Source organism: Methylopila jiangsuensis, assembly GCF_027922305.1.
GTDB classification, from domain to species: Bacteria; Pseudomonadota; Alphaproteobacteria; order Rhizobiales; family Methylopilaceae; genus Methylopila; species Methylopila jiangsuensis.
Genome location: NZ_BSFK01000016.1, coordinates 196,328 through 213,477, shown reverse-complemented (window position 1 = coordinate 213,477; position 17,150 = coordinate 196,328). Strand labels below are relative to the sequence as shown.

Annotated in this window: 20 protein-coding genes; 5 read left to right on the top strand and 15 right to left on the bottom strand. The window is 70.7% G+C overall.

The window, feature by feature from the left end; all coding sequences use genetic code 11:
• Positions 1–6: 6 nt before the first annotated feature.
• From PKE85_RS13830 to PKE85_RS13795, 8 genes are all read right to left on the bottom strand, one after another.
• Positions 7–1,062 carry a PhoH family protein gene (locus PKE85_RS13830; protein WP_428981376.1) on the bottom strand — a complete coding sequence of 352 codons (1,056 nt, stop codon included), beginning with the start codon at positions 1,060–1,062 and terminating at the stop codon, positions 7–9.
• 11 nt (positions 1,063–1,073) lie between these two features.
• A complete protein-coding gene (gene miaB, locus PKE85_RS13825; protein WP_271205347.1) occupies positions 1,074–2,459 on the bottom strand; it encodes a tRNA (N6-isopentenyl adenosine(37)-C2)-methylthiotransferase MiaB in 1,386 nt (461 codons plus the stop codon).
• Positions 2,460–2,637: 178 nt separating this feature from the next.
• Positions 2,638–3,384 carry a phosphocholine cytidylyltransferase family protein gene (locus tag PKE85_RS13820; RefSeq protein WP_271205346.1) on the bottom strand — a complete coding sequence of 249 codons (747 nt, stop codon included), beginning with the start codon at positions 3,382–3,384 and terminating at the stop codon, positions 2,638–2,640.
• Positions 3,381–4,514 carry a 3,4-dihydroxy-2-butanone-4-phosphate synthase gene (ribB, locus tag PKE85_RS13815; RefSeq protein WP_271205345.1) on the bottom strand — a complete coding sequence of 378 codons (1,134 nt, stop codon included), beginning with the start codon at positions 4,512–4,514 and terminating at the stop codon, positions 3,381–3,383. The genes PKE85_RS13820 and ribB overlap by 4 nt, the downstream gene beginning before the upstream one ends.
• 279 nt (positions 4,515–4,793) lie before the next feature.
• Complete coding sequence (locus PKE85_RS13810) at positions 4,794–6,860, bottom strand: hybrid sensor histidine kinase/response regulator (RefSeq protein WP_271205344.1); 2,067 nt, start codon at positions 6,858–6,860, stop codon at positions 4,794–4,796.
• Between the two features lie 138 nt (positions 6,861–6,998).
• Positions 6,999–9,347 (bottom strand): mechanosensitive ion channel domain-containing protein, encoded by a 2,349-nt coding sequence (locus tag PKE85_RS13805; RefSeq protein WP_271205343.1) that lies wholly within the window; start codon positions 9,345–9,347, stop codon positions 6,999–7,001.
• Positions 9,348–9,446: 99 nt separating this feature from the next.
• Positions 9,447–9,668, bottom strand: a complete 222-nt coding sequence (locus PKE85_RS13800) for a hypervirulence associated TUDOR domain-containing protein (protein WP_271205342.1) — start codon at positions 9,666–9,668, stop codon at positions 9,447–9,449.
• A 71-nt stretch (positions 9,669–9,739) separates the two neighbouring features.
• Positions 9,740–10,783, bottom strand: coding sequence for a MaoC family dehydratase (locus PKE85_RS13795; protein ID WP_271205341.1), 1,044 nt, complete (start codon positions 10,781–10,783; stop codon positions 9,740–9,742).
• A 244-nt stretch (positions 10,784–11,027) separates the two neighbouring features.
• Between PKE85_RS13795 and PKE85_RS13790 the strand changes: the two genes are divergently transcribed.
• On the top strand, positions 11,028–11,690 hold the full coding sequence (locus PKE85_RS13790) for a hypothetical protein (RefSeq protein WP_271205340.1): 663 nt from the start codon (positions 11,028–11,030) through the stop codon (positions 11,688–11,690).
• Here the strand turns inward: PKE85_RS13790 and PKE85_RS13785 are convergent.
• From PKE85_RS13785 to PKE85_RS13770, 4 genes are read right to left on the bottom strand one after another with little or no spacing between them, the layout of a single operon-like run.
• Positions 11,671–11,877, bottom strand: a complete 207-nt coding sequence (locus tag PKE85_RS13785) for a DUF1737 domain-containing protein (protein WP_271205339.1) — start codon at positions 11,875–11,877, stop codon at positions 11,671–11,673. The genes PKE85_RS13790 and PKE85_RS13785 overlap by 20 nt on opposite strands.
• Before the next feature lie 31 nt (positions 11,878–11,908).
• Positions 11,909–12,034: a hypothetical protein gene (locus PKE85_RS13780; RefSeq protein ID WP_271205338.1), complete on the bottom strand. Its 126-nt coding sequence runs from the start codon at positions 12,032–12,034 to the stop codon at positions 11,909–11,911.
• A gap of 3 nt (positions 12,035–12,037) precedes the next feature.
• Positions 12,038–12,277, bottom strand: coding sequence for a hypothetical protein (locus PKE85_RS13775; RefSeq protein WP_271205337.1), 240 nt, complete (start codon positions 12,275–12,277; stop codon positions 12,038–12,040).
• 1 nt (position 12,278) lies between these two features.
• A complete protein-coding gene (locus PKE85_RS13770) occupies positions 12,279–13,310 on the bottom strand; it encodes an aspartate-semialdehyde dehydrogenase (RefSeq protein ID WP_271205336.1) in 1,032 nt (343 codons plus the stop codon).
• A gap of 199 nt (positions 13,311–13,509) precedes the next feature.
• On the opposite strand from PKE85_RS13770, the gene PKE85_RS13765 reads away from it, so the two are divergent.
• The 3 genes from PKE85_RS13765 to PKE85_RS13755 all read left to right on the top strand — a co-directional run bounded on the left by PKE85_RS13765 (position 13,510) and on the right by PKE85_RS13755 (position 14,571).
• Complete coding sequence (locus PKE85_RS13765; RefSeq protein WP_271205335.1) at positions 13,510–13,791, top strand: hypothetical protein; 282 nt, start codon at positions 13,510–13,512, stop codon at positions 13,789–13,791.
• Between the two features lie 226 nt (positions 13,792–14,017).
• The gene (locus PKE85_RS13760; protein ID WP_271205334.1) at positions 14,018–14,227 is read left to right on the top strand and encodes a cold-shock protein; all 210 of its coding nucleotides are present in this window, start codon (positions 14,018–14,020) and stop codon (positions 14,225–14,227) included.
• A gap of 110 nt (positions 14,228–14,337) precedes the next feature.
• The gene (locus PKE85_RS13755) at positions 14,338–14,571 is read left to right on the top strand and encodes a hypothetical protein (RefSeq protein WP_271205333.1); all 234 of its coding nucleotides are present in this window, start codon (positions 14,338–14,340) and stop codon (positions 14,569–14,571) included.
• A gap of 43 nt (positions 14,572–14,614) precedes the next feature.
• Here the strand turns inward: PKE85_RS13755 and PKE85_RS13750 are convergent, their stop codons facing one another.
• The 3 genes from PKE85_RS13750 to PKE85_RS13740 all read right to left on the bottom strand — a co-directional run bounded on the left by PKE85_RS13750 (position 14,615) and on the right by PKE85_RS13740 (position 16,231).
• Complete coding sequence (locus tag PKE85_RS13750) at positions 14,615–15,124, bottom strand: universal stress protein (RefSeq protein WP_271205332.1); 510 nt, start codon at positions 15,122–15,124, stop codon at positions 14,615–14,617.
• A gap of 59 nt (positions 15,125–15,183) precedes the next feature.
• Entirely contained in the window at positions 15,184–15,708 is a 525-nt protein-coding gene (gene rcdA, locus PKE85_RS13745; RefSeq protein WP_271205331.1) for a protease adaptor protein RcdA, read from the bottom strand.
• A 322-nt stretch (positions 15,709–16,030) separates the two neighbouring features.
• Complete coding sequence (locus PKE85_RS13740; RefSeq protein ID WP_271205330.1) at positions 16,031–16,231, bottom strand: DUF1192 domain-containing protein; 201 nt, start codon at positions 16,229–16,231, stop codon at positions 16,031–16,033.
• A gap of 202 nt (positions 16,232–16,433) precedes the next feature.
• Between PKE85_RS13740 and PKE85_RS13735 the strand changes: the two genes are divergently transcribed.
• The gene (locus tag PKE85_RS13735; RefSeq protein WP_271205329.1) at positions 16,434–17,132 is read left to right on the top strand and encodes a DUF1013 domain-containing protein; all 699 of its coding nucleotides are present in this window, start codon (positions 16,434–16,436) and stop codon (positions 17,130–17,132) included.
• Positions 17,133–17,150: the final 18 nt, after the last annotated feature.

The following is a 17,150-nucleotide window of genomic DNA, read 5'->3' as shown; positions in this document are numbered from 1 at the left end:
TTCGCGTCAGACCTCCGGGCTGTCATGGGCGCCCTCATAGGCGCGCACGATGCGGGCGACCAGTTCGTGCCGCACCACGTCGGCGGAGCTGAAGCGGGTGACGCCGATGCCCTCGACGTTCTCCAGCAGCGCCACCGCCTCGCCGAGGCCGGAGACCTGGCCGGGCGGCAGGTCGATCTGGGTCGGGTCGCCGGTGATGATCATGCGGCTGTTCTCGCCGAGGCGCGTCAGGAACATCTTCATCTGCATGGACGAGGTGTTCTGCGCCTCGTCCAGCAGCACCACGGCGTTGGCGAGGGTTCGGCCGCGCATGAAGGCGAGCGGCGCGATCTCGATCATGCCGGAGGCGATGCCGCGCTCCACCTTCTCGGCCGGCATCACGTCGTAGAGCGAATCGTAGAGCGGGCGGAGATAGGGGTCCACCTTCTCCTTCATGTCGCCGGGCAGGAAGCCGAGCCGTTCGCCGGCCTCGACCGCCGGGCGGGACAGGATGATGCGGTCGGCCTCGCCGCGCTCGATCAGCGCCGCGGCCCAGGCCACCGCGATGTAGGTCTTGCCGGTGCCGGCCGGGCCGGTGGCGAACACCAGCTCGTGCTTGGCGAGCGCGCGGATGTAGGCGTCCTGCGCGGCGGTGCGGGCCACGATGGTCTTCTTGCGGGTGGAGACCTGCGCGAAGCCGGGGCGCGGGCCTTCGCCGTCGGCGGGGAAGAGCTGGCCCTGCGAGGTGGTCATGCGGATCGCGCCGTCCACGTCGCCGAGCGCCACCGGCTCGCCGCGACGGACGCGGTCGTAGAGGTTCTCCAGCACTTTCTTGGCCTGCCGGCAGGCTTCCGCGGGGCCGCGCAGGCCCACGTGGTTGCCGCGCACGGTCGCCTCCACGCCGAGCCGGCGCTCCAGGAAGGCGAGGTTCTGGTCGTGGCTGCCGAACAGGCTGGAGGCGTGGCGGTTGTCCTCGAAGGCGAGCGTCACCTCGGCCGGCGAGGACGGGGCCTCGCGCGCGAAGCCGGGCTTGCGCGGACTGGCCGCAGGAGCGTTTTTCAGCGGATCGAAACCTTTGGACATGGTCTCAACGCTCAAGCGGTCGCCTCCGCGGGCTCATGGAGGATGTCGCGCGCGCCGCCCGCAGGCGCGGCGAACAGGCTGTTCGCGCCGGTGTCGGTGACCACGGCGCGGATCACGTCGCCGACCGCGGCGCCGGGCGCCGTGATCTGGACCGGCTGGAGATAGGGGGAACGTCCCGCGAGCTGGCCGGGATGGCGGCCGGGGCGGTCGAGCAGCACATCGATCTCGCGGCCCACCAGCGAGCGGGCGAAGGCCGCCTGCTGGTCCGAGATCAGCCGCTGCAGCCGCTGCAGCCGCTCGTCCTTCACCGCTTCCGGAACCTGACCGCCCATGTCCGCCGCCGGCGTGCCGGGCCGCGGGCTGTATTTGAAGGTGAACGCGCTGGCGTAGGCCGCGTCGCGGGCGATCGCCAGAGTGTCCTCGAAGTCGGCGTCGGTCTCGCCGGGGAAGCCGACGATGAAGTCGCCCCACAGGGCGAGATCCGGTTGGGCCGCGCGGATGCGGTCGATCAGGCCAAGATACTCGTCCGCGGTGTGCTTGCGGTTCATGGCCGCGAGGATGCGGTCGGAACCGGACTGCACCGGCAGGTGCAGATAGGGCATCAGCTTGGGCAGGTCGCGATGGGCGGCGATCAGTTCGTCGTCCATGTCGCGGGGATGGCTGGTGGTGTAGCGCAGCCGGGCGAGGCCCTCGATCTCCGACAGCGCCCGCATGAGGCGCGCCAGCGACCACGTCCGCCCGTCCGGCCCCTCGCCGTGATAGGCGTCCACGTTCTGGCCGAGCAGCGTCACCTCGCGCACGCCGGCGGCGACAAGGCGCTCGGTCTCGGCGATGAGCTGGGCCGCGGGGCGCGAGCTTTCCGCGCCGCGGGTGTAGGGCACCACGCAGAAGGTGCAGAACTTGTCGCAGCCCTCCTGCACCGTGACGAAGGCGGTGACGCCGCGGGACGCGATCGCCTTGGGCGAGGGCTTGGCGAGGCGCTCGAACTTGTCCTCGACCGCGAAATCGGTGTCGACCGGACGGCGGCCCTCCGCCGCCTCGCGCAGCAGCTCCGGCAGGCGCTGGTAGCTCTGGGGGCCGATCACCAGATCGACCACCGGGGCGCGCTTGAGGATCTCGGCGCCTTCCGCCTGGGCCACGCAGCCCGCGACCGCCACCTTGGGCGCGCGGCCGGTCTCCTGCTTCATCTTCCGGATGCGGCCGAGCTCGGAATAGACCTTTTCGGCCGCCTTCTCGCGGATGTGGCAGGTGTTCAGGATGATGAGGTCGGCGTCCTCGGCCGACTGCGTCTCCACATAGCCTTCCGGCGCCAGCGCATCCGCCATGCGCTCCGCGTCGTAGACGTTCATCTGACAGCCGTAGGACTTGACGAAGAGCTTGGGGGCGTTGGCTGTCATTCGCAGATGTCGGTCACGGGTCGGTCTTGGGCTCCTGCACGAGGCTGCGCCGCGCAATCGCTCCAAGCCTTACCGCGAAACGCGCGTCGAGAGAATAGCCGCCGCGCATGACGCCGCAGCGACGGGCCGCGCTCCGCACATGAAACCGACCGACGAAAGGAACGCCGCCGGACGGCGCTCAGAGGCCGCGGGCGATCCAGCGGCCGGTCATCTCCACGCCCCGGTCGAGATCGGCGGGGAAGTCCAGCTCGCTCCAGTCCAGGCCGCGGATCGAACGCACGCCCACATGGCCGTGGTAGCGGGCGATGCCGTCGATGGCGGACAGGTACCAGCGCTTCAGCCCGTCCTCGTTGCGCAGCAGACGCTCGATTTCGGCCACGAAGGCGCGGCCGCCCTCGGCGGTGAAACGGAGGAAGCCGATGGACTCTCCCGTCACCAGATCAAGCGGCAGCGTCTTGCCGATGGCCAGCAGCCGGTCGCCCTCGGCCCGCACCTTCATGTCGTCGCTGTCGTAGTCGTCCTTGACGTCGATCGTCACCGTGATGGGCGCGGCCGGCGGATCGGCCAGCACCCGCTCCACGATCGCGGGCTCGATCAGCGTGTCGCCGTTGAGGATCAGGAAGGCGTCCGTCATCTCGTGACGGGCGATCCAGCAGCTGGCCAGATTGTCGGCCAGCTCGAAGAACGGGTTGTGCGTGGTGCGCAGCCGCGCGCCCGGCAGGTGGATGCCTTCGAGCGTCGCGACCACCTTGTCGGCCTCGAAGCCGGTGACCACCACCACCTCGGTGACGCCGGAGGCGGCGAGCGCCCGCACCTGCCACTCCAGCAGCGTGCGGCCGGAGAACGGCACCAGGCACTTCGGCGTCTCCGCCGTCAGCGGCAGCAGGCGCCGGCCCTGCCCGGCGCTGAGGATGATGGCCTTCACTGCTCCGTCCCGCTTTCGCCCTCGACGATCTCGGTCTTCTCGATCGCGATGCCGAAGCCGGCGATGCCGACGAACTGGCGCTCGTGGCCGGCGAGCAGCGCGATCTTGCGCACGCCGAGATCGCGCAGGATCTGCGCCCCGACGCCGATCTCGCGCCAGCGGGCGCGGCGCTGCCGGGCGGACTGGTGCTTCTCCTCCGAGCCGTCCGCGACCGCGCCGCCCACGTCGGCGGCGTCGCGCAGCACGGCCGGATCGCGGATCAGCACGAACACGCCGCGCCGGGTCTCGCCGAAGCGGGCCAGCGCGTTGTCGAGCCAGCCCTTGGAGGTGGCGGCGCCGCGCAGCAGGTCGGACAGCAGGTGCTCGCGGTGGATGCGGCAGGGCGTGGCCCTGTCGCTCTTCACGTCGCCCACGGTGATGGCCACATGCTGGGTCTGCTCGAACGGCGTCTCGTAGATCGAGACCGTGGCGTCGAGGCCGTTGATGCGGCGCTCGAAGCTGTCCACGCGCTTGACGAAGGTCTCGCGGCGGGAGCGGAAGTCGATCAGGTCTTCGATCGAGACGATCTTCAGCCCGTGCTCCCGGGCGAAGGGGATCAGTTCGCCCATGCGCTTCACGGTGCCGTCGTCGTTCACGATCTCGGCCAGCACGCCCACCGCCGGCAGGCCGGCCAGCGCCGCGAGGTCGCAGCCGGCCTCGGTGTGGCCGGAGCGGGTGAGCACGCCGCCCTCGCGGGCGATCAGCGGGAAGATGTGGCCGGGGCGCAGGAAGTCGGAGCCCGTGGCGTTGTCGCTGGCGAGCGCGCGCACGGTGTTGGCCCGCTCCTCGGCCGAAATGCCGGTGGTGAGGCCGATCTTGTAGTCCACGGTCACCGTGAAGGCGGTGCGCATGGGGTCGCGGTTGTTGGCGACCATGGGCGCGAGGTTCAGCTCGTCGGCGCGGTCGGCGGTCATGGGCGCGCAGATGATGCCGCTGGTGTGGCGGATCATGAAGGCGAGCTTCTCCGGCGTCGCCTTGGAGGCGGCCATGATGAGGTCGCCCTCGTTCTCGCGGTCGGTGTCGTCCACCACCACGACCAGCTCGCCCGCGGCGATCGCCGCGATGGCGTCCTCAATGCTGTCGAGTTCCATCGGCCCATGCTTTCCGCTGCCGCGGGCGAAACCTTCAGGGGCCGCCCGCACCGGGCTCGAATGCACCCGCGGCCGCGGAGCGGTCAAGGTTTTATCGGGGGCGCCGGCCCTGCGCTCGGAGCCCGTTTGAGACGTCAGGCAGGCCGTCATGCCCGAGCGTGTCTCGGTCATCCACGCCTTGGAGTTTCAAGCTTTCGTCCTGCAAAAGTCATGGTTGCCCGGCTTCGCCGGGCATGACGGGACTGTGAAACGCACGCTTCCGCAGGTTTCAAACGGCTCTCAGAGCCCGCAGGCGGCCAGCGCGTCCTGCAGGGCGCGGGTGTTGAACGGCTTGGTCACCACCTGGGTCGGCCCGCTCGCCGCTAGAGCCTGCGGCGGCTGGAACTCGGAGCGTCCGGTGGCGAACACGATCGGAAGGCCGGGGCGCTCGCTCCGGAGCCAGCGGGCGAGGTCCTCGCCGTCCATGTCCGGCAGGCCGAGATCGGTCAGGGCGAGATCGACCGGCGCGCCGGTCCGCGCGGCGTGCTGGGCGGCGGCGGCGTTGCGGGCCTCCACAACCTCATAGCCGAGGCTCTCCAGCAGATCGGCCACCGCCATGGCGATCAGGGCGTCGTCCTCCACCAGCAGCACCCGCCGGCGGGTGGGCGGCGTGGACACAGGAGCAGGCGCCGCCGCAGGCGGCTCGTCCAGCAGGCGGCGCAGGGCGACCGACAGCGCGTCCTTGCGGTAGGGCTTCTCGATCAGGTGGATGTCGGCGTCGACCCGGCCCTGATGCACCACCACGTCCTCGGCGTAGCCGGACATGAACAGCACCTTCAGGCCCGGCCGCGCGCTCTGCGCCGCGCGGGCGAATTCGGGCGGGCTCGGGAGGCCGGGCATCACCACGTCCGACAGCAGCAGGTCGAAGCCGCGGCCGTCGGCGAGAACGCGCCCCGCCTCGGCGGTGGAGGCCGCCTCCGTCACCTCGTAGCCCAGCGAGCGCACCAGATCGGCCACGGCGCGGCGGACGTCGTCGTCGTCCTCCAGCACCAGAATGCGCTCGCCCCGCCCGCGCGCGTCCGCGGGCGGGGGCTCGGCCAGCTCCACCGCCTGGGTGGCGCTCGCCGGAAGAAACAGCCGCACCGCGGCCCCGGCGCCCGGCGCGCTCTCGATCTCCATCCGGCCGTTGGACTGGGCGATGAAGCCCTGCACCTGCGGCAGGCCGAGCCCGGTGCCGCGGCCTTCCGGCTTGGTGGAGAAGAACGGCTCGTAGACCCGCGCCAGCACCTGCGGCGTCATGCCGACGCCGGTGTCGGACACGGCGATCTCGAGCCATAAATCGTCCTTCTCCACGTCGTCGGCGCGGTTGCGCACCTCGATGGTCAGTCGGCCGCCTTCCGGCATGGCGTCGCGGGCGTTGATGGCGAGGTTCAGCACCGCGTTCTCGAGCTGGGTCGGGTCGACCAGCGCGGTCCAGCTCGGCCGGTCGCCGTCGATCGCCACCTCGATCCGTTCGCCGAGCGTGCGCGCCAGCATGTCGGACATGCCGTGGATCAGGGCCAGCGCGTCGACCCATTTGGGCGCCAGCGGCTGGCGGCGGGAGAAGGCCAGAAGCTGGCGCGTCAGCCGCGCGCCCCGCTCGGCGCCCGCCAGCGCGTCGCGCAGGCGGCGCTGCACCGCCGCGGGCAGCCCGGCCGCGGCCGGGGTCGACAGATCGGCCGCGAGCAGCTCCAGATTGCCCTTCACCACCTGCAGAAGGTTGTTGAAGTCGTGGGCGACGCCGCCGGTGAGCTGGCCGATCGCCTCCATCTTCTGGGCCTGCCGCAGCTGCTCCTCGGCGTGGCGCCGGTCGGTGAGGTCGCGGGCGGCGCCCACCACCCGCGGGGGCGCGCCGGGCGCGGTCACCGGCGTGAGCGTGACCTCGTACACCCGCTCGCCGATGGGCAGGTCGACGGTCTCCTCATAGCGCAGCGGCGCGCCGCTCGCGACGCAGGCGGAAATGTTGGCGATCAGGCGCTGGGCGGCGGCGCCCGGCATCACGTCGCCCAGCGCCATGCCGCGCACGCCGTCGCGGCGCAGCCCCAGCGCGCGCTCCACCACGCGGTTGACGGTCTCGATCCGCACCCGCTCGTCCGGCTCGACGCTCACCAGGAACACGCCGTCCGGCGTGTTGTCGATATAGGCGGCGTAGATGGCGTCGACGCTCCGGCGTTCGGTCTCGACGTCCCGCCGCTCCTCCGCCGCCATGTTCAGGCGGCGACGCGCCTCCGCGAGCTCCCGTTCGAGCCGCGCGATCGTCCGATCGTCCACGGGCGCAGCCGAGCCCTCCTCGCGCGGCGTGGCGGCGGTCGGCGAAGGGCTGGTCATGAAGCCGGTCGTCCCCGTTGCGCGTCAGCGCAGGACGTATGGCCCCGAAGTCCGCCCGGCGCCTGCGCGGGCGGGACAGTAGCATATTTGAACCGCGCGCCACCCCATGAGGACCGCGAGCGGCGACGGACCGCGCGATCAGTTCCCCGGCGAGCCCTCGCCGCCGTCGCCCGCGGGGCCGTCCAGCCGGTCCGGCGCGGCCGAGACCGTCGTCTCCGCGCCCGGGGGCGTCTCGATCCGCACCAGCGGAGCGTCCCCGTCGGTCGCGATGCGCAGCGGCGGGGCGAAGCCGTTCTTGTCCTCGCCCATGTAGAGCGTGACGTGCGGGTAGGGCATCTCGATGCCGCGCTGGTCGAAGATCTCCTTCAGTATCTCGTTGTAGGCGCGGCCCGCGGCCCATTGCTTGCCCGGCTCGGTCTTGATGCGGGCGCGGACCGTGATGGCGCTGTCGCCGAACACGGTCAGGCCGTGCATCTCGAACGGGCCGATGATGGCGGGGCCGTGGGCGGTCTGCTTCAGCCGGTCGAAGGCGTCCTGCATCGCCTGCTTCACCTCGGGCACGCTCTCCCGGTAGGCCACGCCGATCTCGGCCATGTGATAGCTGAAATGCTTGGTGGCGTTGGACACCGTCTCCACCGAGGAGAACGGGATCAGGTGGTACACGCCGTCGATGGAGCGCACCCCCACCGAGCGGATGGTCAGCCGCTCCACCGTGCCGGTGACGCCCGCGATCTTGACGTTGTCGCCGGTGTTCATGGCGTTCTCGATCTGGATGAAGGCGCCGGTGATGATGTCCTGCACCAGCTTCTGGGCGCCGAAGCCGACCGCGAGGCCCAGCACGCCCGCGCCGGCGAGCAGCGGCGCGATGTTCACGCCGATCTCCGACAGCGCCAGCATGACGACCAGCACCGCCAGCACGATGGTGAAGGCGTTGCGGAACAGCGTCAGCAGCGTGCGCTCGCGGGCGGTCGGGGCCGCGCCCGCATTGGGATTCAGCCGGTACTCCACCCAGGACGACATGGCGAGATAGGCCGCGAGCCCGATCAGCACGATCAGGCCGGCGGAGATCACCGAGGTCGCGACCCTTGCGCCCACCTCGCTCGACACCCAGCCGAGGAAGTCCACCAGCGCCCAGCTCTGGGCGATGGCGATCAGCACGCCCAGAAGCACCACGATCCGCATCACCTTGAGGACCGCGGGGACGAAGGCGTTCAGCCGCGCCTCCAGCAGCGGCAGCCGCTGCTTCATCTCGGCCGGCAGCCGCATGCCGCCGGCGATCAGCCGCGACAGGAACGCCGTCACCGCGGCCCCGATCGCCACCGCGATCGCGGTCTGAAGCGTGGCCGCGGCCATGAAGGGCAGCGCATCGTCGGGGTTCGCGAGCCACACCACGAACAGCGCCACGAGCCACGCCAGCGCCGCCAGATGCCACAGCCGCGCCAGCAGCCGGTAGAAGGCCGACAGGGCGTCGTTGTGGCTCGCCTCGGCGCCGCCGGCGAGCGCCGCGCGCACCCGCTCCCTGTTCTGGAGCACGATGGCGATCGCCATCAGCAGCGCCGCGAAGGCCACCACCACACGCACCGCCTGCGCCGCGCCCGGCGACACCGCCGCGGTCACGATCGGGGCCGCGAACAGGAACGTGTAGCCGAGCGCGCTGACCATGCGGCTCAGCCAGAAGTACCAGTAGGCGGCGGTCTCGTCGGACAGCGGCAGCAGCCGCAGCGCCCCGTGGTTCGGCGACAGGCCGGCGCGCAGGGCGACCTTCGCCATCTCCACGAACAGGAAGGCGTTCAGGAACAGCGCCTCCTGGATGTTCATCACCCCCGTGGTCCCGAACTGCAGCGCGAAGACGTAGCCCACCGCCCAGGCGATCAGGATCATCAGCGCGTCCACGACCACGCTCGCCACGAACAGCGGGACGCGGAGCGGCCAGCGTAAGGACGCGGCGCGGCGGCCGATGGCGCGGTAGAACGGGATGCCGACCGCCCTGAGGCCGAAGAACACGCCGAAGGCGACGCCGATGGTGGCGAGCACGGCGATGACCCGCGGCCAGTCCACGGGCGCGCCCGAGACGCCCGCCGAGAACAGGCTGGACAGGTCGGACACGAACACGGCGGTCGCGCCCATGACGCTCGCCGCCTCCTCGGCCACGCCGCGGGTGTATTCCGCCACCTGCCGCGCGAAGGTGGGCTCGGCGACGCCTTCCGCTTTTCCGGCCGCGGCCTGCGCGGCGTCCGGGTCCGGCGGCGCGGAGGGTCCATCCCCGCCAGCCGCCTTGACGGCCTCGCTCGGTCCCGGCTCGGCCGTGGCCGCAGGCGCCTCCCGCTTCAGCCGCTCGATCAGCGCGGCGCGGGCGCCGTCGTCCTCCAGCACGCGGATCAGCGCGTCCACGTCCGCCTTGGCCGCCGGCGCGTCGGACGGGCCTTGCGCCGATGCGGCGGTCGCGAACGTCAGCAGGGCGGCGGTGAGCAGCGATCGCAGAAACATGAAGCGCCTGACCGGTGGCGCGCCGGGGGCGGCGCAGGGGCGCGGTCAGATAGATCGCGACGCCTCAGCGGACAGGGCGACGATGGAAGCGCCGCCGCCTCAGCCGTCGGCGTTCAGCTCGGAATGGGACTTCAGCGCCTTGGCCCCGTCCGGCTGCTCGATCAGATAGGCCGGGTTCGTCTCCGACGCCCGGCGGACGATCCGCGCGCCCTTGATGGTGCGCTGGACCCGCCTGCGGAACACCTCGACCACCGCGCCGGAGGCCTCGCCCTTGCCCCAGGACCACGCCACCCTGGCGCCGACCGCGTAAGCCCTGGTCATGCACGCCTCTCCTCGCATCCTCGCCGTGAGGGACGAACGTGGAGAAACGGGAGGCGTTCCGCGCGCCGGGATCAGCGCGGCAGCAGCACCCAGAGGTCGAGGTCGAGCACCACGGCCGGGTCGTCCTTGCCGTCGGCGGTCTTGAGCGGGAAGGCGCCCGGCGTCGCATCCTTGAGGCCGACGAGCCGCACCCGCAGCGCGCCCACGTCGTCGCGGCCCGGCAGCGGCTGCTTGTCGAGAATCTCCGACCAGGCGTAGAGCGTGTCGCCGGCGAAGATCGGGGCCACGTGGCGGCCGCCGTTGATGGCGGCGACGTGGAAGGCGTTCTCGAGCCCGTTGTACATCAGGCCGCGCGCCAGGCTGATGACGTGGCCGCCGTAGACCAGCCGCCGGCCGATCTTGGACGACTTCTGCGCATAGCCGTCGAAATGGACGCGGGCGGTGTTCTGCCACAGGCGGGTGGCGAGCTGGTGCTCGGCCTCCTCCACCGTCATGCCGTCCACATGGTCGATCTTCTCGCCGACCTGATAATCGTCGAAGCGGCGGGCGCTGCCCGACAGCGCGTCGTCCCAGGCGGAGGCGTCGATGCGCGGGCAGGCGCCGCCGATCTCGGCCGGGTCGACCACCGCCGGCAGCGACGGGACCACCGGATCGGGCAGCGGCCGGCCGCCCTGCACCCGGACCAGCACCCAGCGCACGTAGTCCAGCACCAGTTCGCCGTTCGCGCGCGTTCCGCGGGTGCGCACCCACACCACGCCGGCGTCGCCCTTGGAGGTGGGCCGCACGCCGATCACTTCCGACGTGGAGGCCAGGGTGTCGCCCGGATAGACCGGCGACAGGAACCGGCCAGCGGCGTAGCCGAGGTTGGCGAAGGCGTTGAGCGAGACGTCCGGCACGGTCTTGCCGAACACCACGTGGAAGGTGACCAGATCGTCCACCGGGCTGCGGGGATAGCCGAGACCTTGCGCGAAAGCGTCCGAGGACTGCACCGCGTAGCGGTTGCCGTAGAGCGCCTGGTTCAGCGCCAGATCGCCCAGCGTGACGGTGCGGGGCGTCGCGTGGCGGATGACGTCGCCGACGATGAAGTCCTCGAAGAAGCGTCCCGCGCCCGCCATCGCCGTCTCCTGCTGATCCGAAGGTTTTCGCAGCGCGGTATCTGCCACGTTGCGGCGCCCGCGGCGACATCGACCTTGGGTCAAGAGCGCCGGGTCAAGCGATCATTCGCGCCCGATTTCCGTTCACCTTTCCAGCGCGTGAACGCAAAGCGCCGCTTTCGCCCATGCCGCTTCACGCCGCTTTCAAGCGGCCCGTGCCAGTGTCCGTCCATGGCCGTCGGCGCTTCGCCGCCGGCGGCGCAGCATGACGCAGGAGCTTACCCCCATGACGCTTGGCGACGTCCTCGATCCGACGCATGACAGCCGCTGGACCGCGCCTCTGGCCGCGAGCTACCTGCGCTTCGCGTTCGACTGGACCGCGGACGGCGAAGGCACGCTCGCCGACGCGGAGGCCGCGCTGGTGCGCGGCGTGGCGATCCTCACCGCCGACCTCGCGGCGCAGCCGGACGACGTGGCGCGGCTGCTGCTGGTGGCGCGCGCCTGCGAGCAGCGCTGCCTGCTCCGGGCCTATGGCGAGAGCTGGACGCGGGCGGCCCGCGCGGCGCTGGACGGCGGCGACGCCCCGGCCGTGACCGGCGACCGGCGGCAGATCCGCGCCGCCGGCGCGGCCGCGACCGCAGCCCTCGACCTTGTGGCGCTGGAGGCGCCGAACCTCGCGCCGCTGGCGCAGGACCTGGCGCTGAGCTGCCTCAGGCTCGCGGCGACGCTGGAGGCGGCGGGCGCGGACGAGGCGGCCGGCGGCCTGCTGCTCCGTGCGGAATCGATCATGCGCGGCGTGCGCCCCGCGCCGTCCCCGACGGTCTCGGCGGAGCCCCAGCCGATCAGCCTGCGGGCGATCGAGGGCGGCGGCCAACGCACGCCTGCGGCCCGGCCTCAGCTGCGGATCGTCACCAGTCCGACAGCTTGATCTCGTCGGAGAACTCCACGTCCGGAACCTCCTTCGTCACCGCCTGGGCCGCGATCACGGTCTGCCGGACCGGATCGTAGGTGAGCGACGGCGAGCCCGCGAGCGCCCAGCCCTTGCTGAGCGCCCCCGACACCCGCTTGCAGAAGGCGGAATCGTCGGGACCGGTGAGGAGGCGGTAGAGTTTCATGACCGGAACAACGCTTCAGACGTGGGGGGGATCAGCCGCGCTTGCCGTAGCGGCGGTCGAACTTGGCGGCCTCGTGGCGGGCCCAGAGGAGCGCGGTCAGGCCGATCGCAAGACCGCCGATCGGCACCGCGAGCTGAAACCACAGCGGGAGCTGCATCGCCTAATCCTCGCTTCGCAGGACGCCGAGCACCGCCTGCGCAAACACATGTAATGCGACAGCGGCCAGAATCCAAAGGGCTGCGAACCACGACGCTTTGCCGGTCGTGACGGGCACGAGCACCGCCGCGCCAAGGATGGTGAGACCCACCGCGTTCGACGTCGAGGCCGCGAGCTTAAGGCGCTCGTTCGTGCGCTTCGCCCGAAGCCGCCGTTCGACGTCTTCGGGCGAGCGCTCCGTCATGTCACGCCGCCTTCTTGAGCAGGCCGCGGTTGGCGAGGCATTCGGCGATCTGGACTGCGTTCAGCGCCGCGCCCTTGCGCAGGTTGTCGGAGACGACCCACAGCGCGAGGCCGTTGTCCACCGTCGGATCCTCGCGGATGCGGGAGACGAAGGTGGCGAAGTCGCCGACGCATTCGACCGGGGTCACGTAGCCGCCGGGCTCGCGCTTGTCGACGACCAGCACGCCCGGCGCCTCGCGCAGGATGTCCCGGGCCTCGTCGGCGGACAGCGGCTTCTCGAACTCGATGTTCACCGCCTCCGAATGGCCGACGAACACCGGCACGCGCACCGCGGTGGCGGTCAGCTTGATCTTCGGGTCGAGGATCTTCTTGGTCTCCGCCACCATCTTCCATTCCTCCTTCGTGAAGCCGTCCTCCATGAAGACGTCGATGTGAGGAATGACGTTGAAGGCGATCTGCTTGGGGAACTTGCCGCCCTCGTGCTCGGGGCTCTGGTTCACGTAGATGCCCTTGGTCTGGTTCCACAGCTCGTCCATGGCGTCCTTGCCGGCGCCGGAGACCGACTGGTAGGTCGAGACCACCACGCGCGTGATGGTCGCCGCGTCGTGCAGCGGCTTCAGCGCCACCACGAGCTGGGCGGTGGAGCAGTTCGGGTTGGCGATGATGCCCTTCTTCGCATAGCCGGCGACCGCGTCGGCGTTCACCTCCGGCACCACCAGCGGCACGTCCGGGTCCATGCGCCAGGTGGAGGAGTTGTCGATCACGATCGCGCCCTGGGCGGCGATCTTCGGCGACCACTCCTTGGACACGGCGCCGCCGGCCGACATCAGGCAGATGTCGATCCCGGTGAAGTCGAAGGTCGCCAGATCCTTGCATTTCAGGGTTCGGTCGCCGAACGACACTTCCGTGCCGAGGCTCCGGCGCGAGGCCAGCGGGACGAGCTCGTCGACCGGAAACTCCCGCTCGTCGAGGATGTTCAGCATCTCGCGGCCCACGTTGCCCGTGGCGCCGACGATGGCGATCCGATAACCCATGTTCAGCTCCATCGCCGGCGCGAAGGCTTTTTGAGGGACGCGCCGGCGTCCTCGTGTCTGCGGCGCTCCGCCGCGCCGCTCTGATGACGCCAAACGGCCGGCAAATCAATCATCATGGCGCGCCGACGCCTATTGATGACGGCGGGATCTCCGCCAGTTCTTAGAGCCAAGCGCCTCTTTTCACGCCCGGAGCCCCGTCATGTCCCGCGCCCTCGCCGTTCTCGCCGCCGCCGCGTTGCTGTCCGCCGTCCAGATGTCGCCCGCCGCCGCCCAGTCGTCCGAGCGCCGCTCCGCGTCGAGCGGCGTCGCCATCACCATCACCAAGCAGTCGAACTACCTCAACACCCGCACGGTGGCGCGCCCCAACAGCCGCGCCAATTACGACACCTCCGCCGTCTACCAGTCCTCGACCCCCACGCGCGGCCCCGGCGGCTTCGAGCGCTGGCCGCTGCCCTCCACCTTCACCCTTCCGGGCTACTGATCCGCGATGGTCCCCCGCCGCCCGGCCGGCGGGGGACCATCGGCCTATAGGAGCGACCTTGAAAAGACGTTTCCCATAGGCTATGTAGTGTTCATCGATCTTGCTCGTTGAAATTTGTTACGCGTTTCAAACGCGACGGCGAACTTCCTTTCAAAATCGATCTAGTCGCAGCGCTCGGCATACGGTCGGGCGATCGAGAAACTGTGTCGATTTAAGGAAAATCGTCATGATCAACGGCACCGTGAAGTTCTTCAACACCCAGAAGGGCTACGGCTTCATCCAGCCCGACACCGGCGCGACGGACGTTTTTGTCCACATCTCCGCCGTCGAGCGTTCCGGCCTCCACACCCTCGTCGAAGGCCAGAAGGTCTCGTTCGAAGTGGTGCAGGATCGCCGCTCGGGCAAAAGCGCCGCCGAAAACATCCAGGCGGCGTGACGATATCGCTTCCGGCCCGCGACCACGGATGTACTGGCGCGGGCGGTTGAGGCGAGTGGGAGAAGGTCGGGCGTTCGCCCGGCCTTTTTTCGTTTCAGAAGGGACATTCGATGCTGAAGCTGACGAAAGAAAGCCTGTTCAAGCCATCGAAGGCTGAGGTCAAGGGCGACGCCACGACCCGCGCCGCCCGGGCGATCATCGACCAGGAGACCGCCCGACGGGACGCGAAGACGGCCCGGCTGAGAGAGGCCCGCCTGGCGCGGGACGCGGCCGAGCAGGCCGCGGCGCCGGCCCCCAAGGCGGCGCCGGTCCGCAAACGCGCCAAGGCCGCCGCCGCGGGCTGACGGCGGTCCTCGCGTCTCCCCTGGCTCGCCGTGACCGGCGGCGTCAGGCCAGCGCGTCAATCTCGGCGTCGGTGAGCCCGCCGGGCACGATCGCGACCGGAATCGGGAAGGCGCCGGCCGCCTTGCCGACGATGGCGGAGACCAGCGGGCCCGGCCCCTCCGGCCCGGGGCTCGCGGCCAGCACCAGCAGGGCGATGTCCTCGTCGTCCTCGATCAGGGCGGCCAGCTCGCCGGCGCGATCGCCCTCGCGCACCACCTGTTCCGGCTCCACGCCGGCCACCTCGCGGGCGTGCGCCGCCACGCGGGCGAGATGGGCGCGGGCCGCGGCTTCCGCTTCCTCGCGCATCACGTCGCCGACGCCGAACCAGTGCTGGAACTCGCCGGGCGTGACCACCGACAGCAGCGCCAGCGTCGCCCCCACGCGGCCGGCGCGCCGCGCGGCGAAGTAGACCGCGCGGCCGCACTCCTCGGTGTCGTCCACCACGACGAGGAACTTCGGGCGATGCCCGGCTTCATAGGAGCGGCGCGGCGCGGCGGTCATGAGGGGAAGCATGCGCGAGCCCGGCCCGCGCCGCAATCGGGACGGGACGGTTCTCCCCGCCCCGTCCGCCGTCAGCCGCCGAAGGCCCGGCGCAGCATCTCCATCTGGCCTTCCAGCGGGTGGCGCACCGGCGTCTCCACCATCACCGCGCCGTCGAGCTGCACGTCGAGGATCTGCACCCGCTCCTGCAGGCGGGCGGTGCGCTCGATCAGGTCGCGCAGGCGCTCCGGCAGCCGGCCGAGCATGTCGGCGGCGAGGGTGGAGGTCATGGGCGAGAGGCGCACCTTGAGCTTCTCCTCCCGCGCCTGGTCGAACGACATCTCGCCCTCGTTCACGGCGCGCTGCAGCAGCAGCCACGAGGCGATCTGCATCAGGCGGGTGGTCAGCCGCATGCTCTCGGTGGCGTAGGCGATGGATTCGGAGCGGCCCAACAGGCGGGATTCCGCGCGGCCGTCGCCGTCGAGATAGGCCGCGGTCTCCTCCACCAGCGCCATGCCTTCCCGGAACAGGGCGGTGAAGGCGGCGGAGCCCACGAGCCGCGCCCCGAACGAAACCGGCGCGTCCTGGGGTTCGACGCGCTCCCACCTGTCGTTCATGGATCTGGCCCTTTCATCGGCGCTTTGGCCGGCGACAGACTTAGCCGCCGCACAGCATGGCATCAACGCGAGGAAACGGGCAATCACCGGGCCAACCGCGCCGTTATCCACGGCGGAGACCCGCGCATGGTTAACCGGCCGCGACGAAAAAAGGCCGCCTGCGAAGGGCGGCCTGAAGTCGAATGACAGGGAGGCGTCATACAGAGTGGACAGGACCCACTCGAAATCCAGAAAGCTGGACGCCCCGATTCATGATCCGGAAAGGTTAACGCAACGTTTCCAACCCGCCGGAGGCGTTCGGTCCTGAGGGATTTGGCGCTTTTCAGCTCCGGAACACGCTTTCCGCGGCGTCCCGATGGGCGGACTTGGCGGAGATCGCCGCCTCCAGCCGGGCGATCTCGCTCCGGAGGGCCGCCACGCGCGCGTTGAGCTCGTCCACCGACAGCCGGTCCAGCGGCTGGCCGATCTGGTGGGCCGAATCAGCCGCGGGTCGCGCCGGCCGGTCGTCGTCGAACAGGGACATGTCCGTCTCCTCATCCGTCATTGCGGGACGGCGGACCGTGCCGCATCGGGACGCCCCGGCGCAAGCCGCCGATGGACGGAGGGCGCACGACCGCGTTGCGCGCCGCCGACGCAGTCCCTATACAGGGGAGAACCCCCATCATCGATATATGGTCAGGGCTCCGCCGCGAACCGGCGGCCGGAGCGAGAGGAGCATCGCACCCATGTCAAACGCGCCGCTTATGCCGAAGGCGACCGCGGTCTGGCTGGTCGAGAACACGTCGCTGTCGTTCGCCCAGATCGCCGATTTCTGCAAGCTGCACGAGCTCGAGGTGAAGGCGGTCGCCGACGGCGACGCCGCCCAGGGCATCAAGGGCCTCGATCCCATCACCTCCGGGCAGATCACCCGCGAGGAGATCGAGCGCGGCCAGGACAATCCGAACCACCGCCTGCAGCTCGCGGTCTCCAAGGTGCGGCTGCCGCCGGTGAAGCCGCGCAAGGGGCCGCGCTACACCCCCGTCTCGCGCCGGCAGGACCGCCCCAACGCCATCCTCTGGCTGGTGCGCAACCATCCGGAGCTGAAGGACACCCAGATCATCCGCCTCGTCGGCACCACCAAGTCGACCATCGCGGCGATCCGCGACCGCACCCACTGGAACGCGGCCAACCTGACGCCGTCCGATCCGGTGACGCTCGGCCTGTGCTCGCAGATCGACCTGGACTTCGAGGTCTCCAAGGCCGCCAAGGCCAACCCCGACGCGGTGCTGCGCCGCGAGGAGGAGGACACCCTGCTGCCGGCGGAGATCACCACCGCCGAGGATGCGGGCGCGGAGGAGCGCGAGCTCGACGTGGAGAGCGTGTTCGCCAAGCTGAAGCAGCTCAAGCGCGACGACGCCGACGACGAGGACGACGACCGCCGCTGACCATGAGGCGCCGGGACG

Coding starts and splice junctions, on each gene's coding strand:
- PKE85_RS13750 (WP_271205332.1), bottom strand. CDS start 15,124: ATGCTTCCCCTCATGACCGCCGCGCCGCGCCGCTCCTATGAAGCCGGG.
- PKE85_RS13805 (WP_271205343.1), bottom strand. CDS start 9,347: ATGTTTCTGCGATCGCTGCTCACCGCCGCCCTGCTGACGTTCGCGACC.
- PKE85_RS13810 (WP_271205344.1), bottom strand. CDS start 6,860: ATGACCAGCCCTTCGCCGACCGCCGCCACGCCGCGCGAGGAGGGCTCG.
- PKE85_RS13780 (WP_271205338.1), bottom strand. CDS start 12,034: ATGCAGCTCCCGCTGTGGTTTCAGCTCGCGGTGCCGATCGGCGGTCTT.
- PKE85_RS13800 (WP_271205342.1), bottom strand. CDS start 9,668: ATGACCAGGGCTTACGCGGTCGGCGCCAGGGTGGCGTGGTCCTGGGGC.
- rcdA (WP_271205331.1), bottom strand. CDS start 15,708: ATGAACGACAGGTGGGAGCGCGTCGAACCCCAGGACGCGCCGGTTTCG.
- miaB (WP_271205347.1), bottom strand. CDS start 2,459: ATGACAGCCAACGCCCCCAAGCTCTTCGTCAAGTCCTACGGCTGTCAG.
- PKE85_RS13755 (WP_271205333.1), top strand. CDS start 14,338: ATGCTGAAGCTGACGAAAGAAAGCCTGTTCAAGCCATCGAAGGCTGAG.
- PKE85_RS13770 (WP_271205336.1), bottom strand. CDS start 13,310: ATGGGTTATCGGATCGCCATCGTCGGCGCCACGGGCAACGTGGGCCGC.
- ribB (WP_271205345.1), bottom strand. CDS start 4,514: ATGGAACTCGACAGCATTGAGGACGCCATCGCGGCGATCGCCGCGGGC.
- PKE85_RS13735 (WP_271205329.1), top strand. CDS start 16,434: ATGTCAAACGCGCCGCTTATGCCGAAGGCGACCGCGGTCTGGCTGGTC.
- PKE85_RS13765 (WP_271205335.1), top strand. CDS start 13,510: ATGTCCCGCGCCCTCGCCGTTCTCGCCGCCGCCGCGTTGCTGTCCGCC.
- PKE85_RS13830 (WP_428981376.1), bottom strand. CDS start 1,062: ATGTCCAAAGGTTTCGATCCGCTGAAAAACGCTCCTGCGGCCAGTCCG.
- PKE85_RS13775 (WP_271205337.1), bottom strand. CDS start 12,277: ATGACGGAGCGCTCGCCCGAAGACGTCGAACGGCGGCTTCGGGCGAAG.
- PKE85_RS13760 (WP_271205334.1), top strand. CDS start 14,018: ATGATCAACGGCACCGTGAAGTTCTTCAACACCCAGAAGGGCTACGGC.
- PKE85_RS13785 (WP_271205339.1), bottom strand. CDS start 11,877: ATGAAACTCTACCGCCTCCTCACCGGTCCCGACGATTCCGCCTTCTGC.
- PKE85_RS13795 (WP_271205341.1), bottom strand. CDS start 10,783: ATGGCGGGCGCGGGACGCTTCTTCGAGGACTTCATCGTCGGCGACGTC.
- PKE85_RS13740 (WP_271205330.1), bottom strand. CDS start 16,231: ATGTCCCTGTTCGACGACGACCGGCCGGCGCGACCCGCGGCTGATTCG.
- PKE85_RS13790 (WP_271205340.1), top strand. CDS start 11,028: ATGACGCAGGAGCTTACCCCCATGACGCTTGGCGACGTCCTCGATCCG.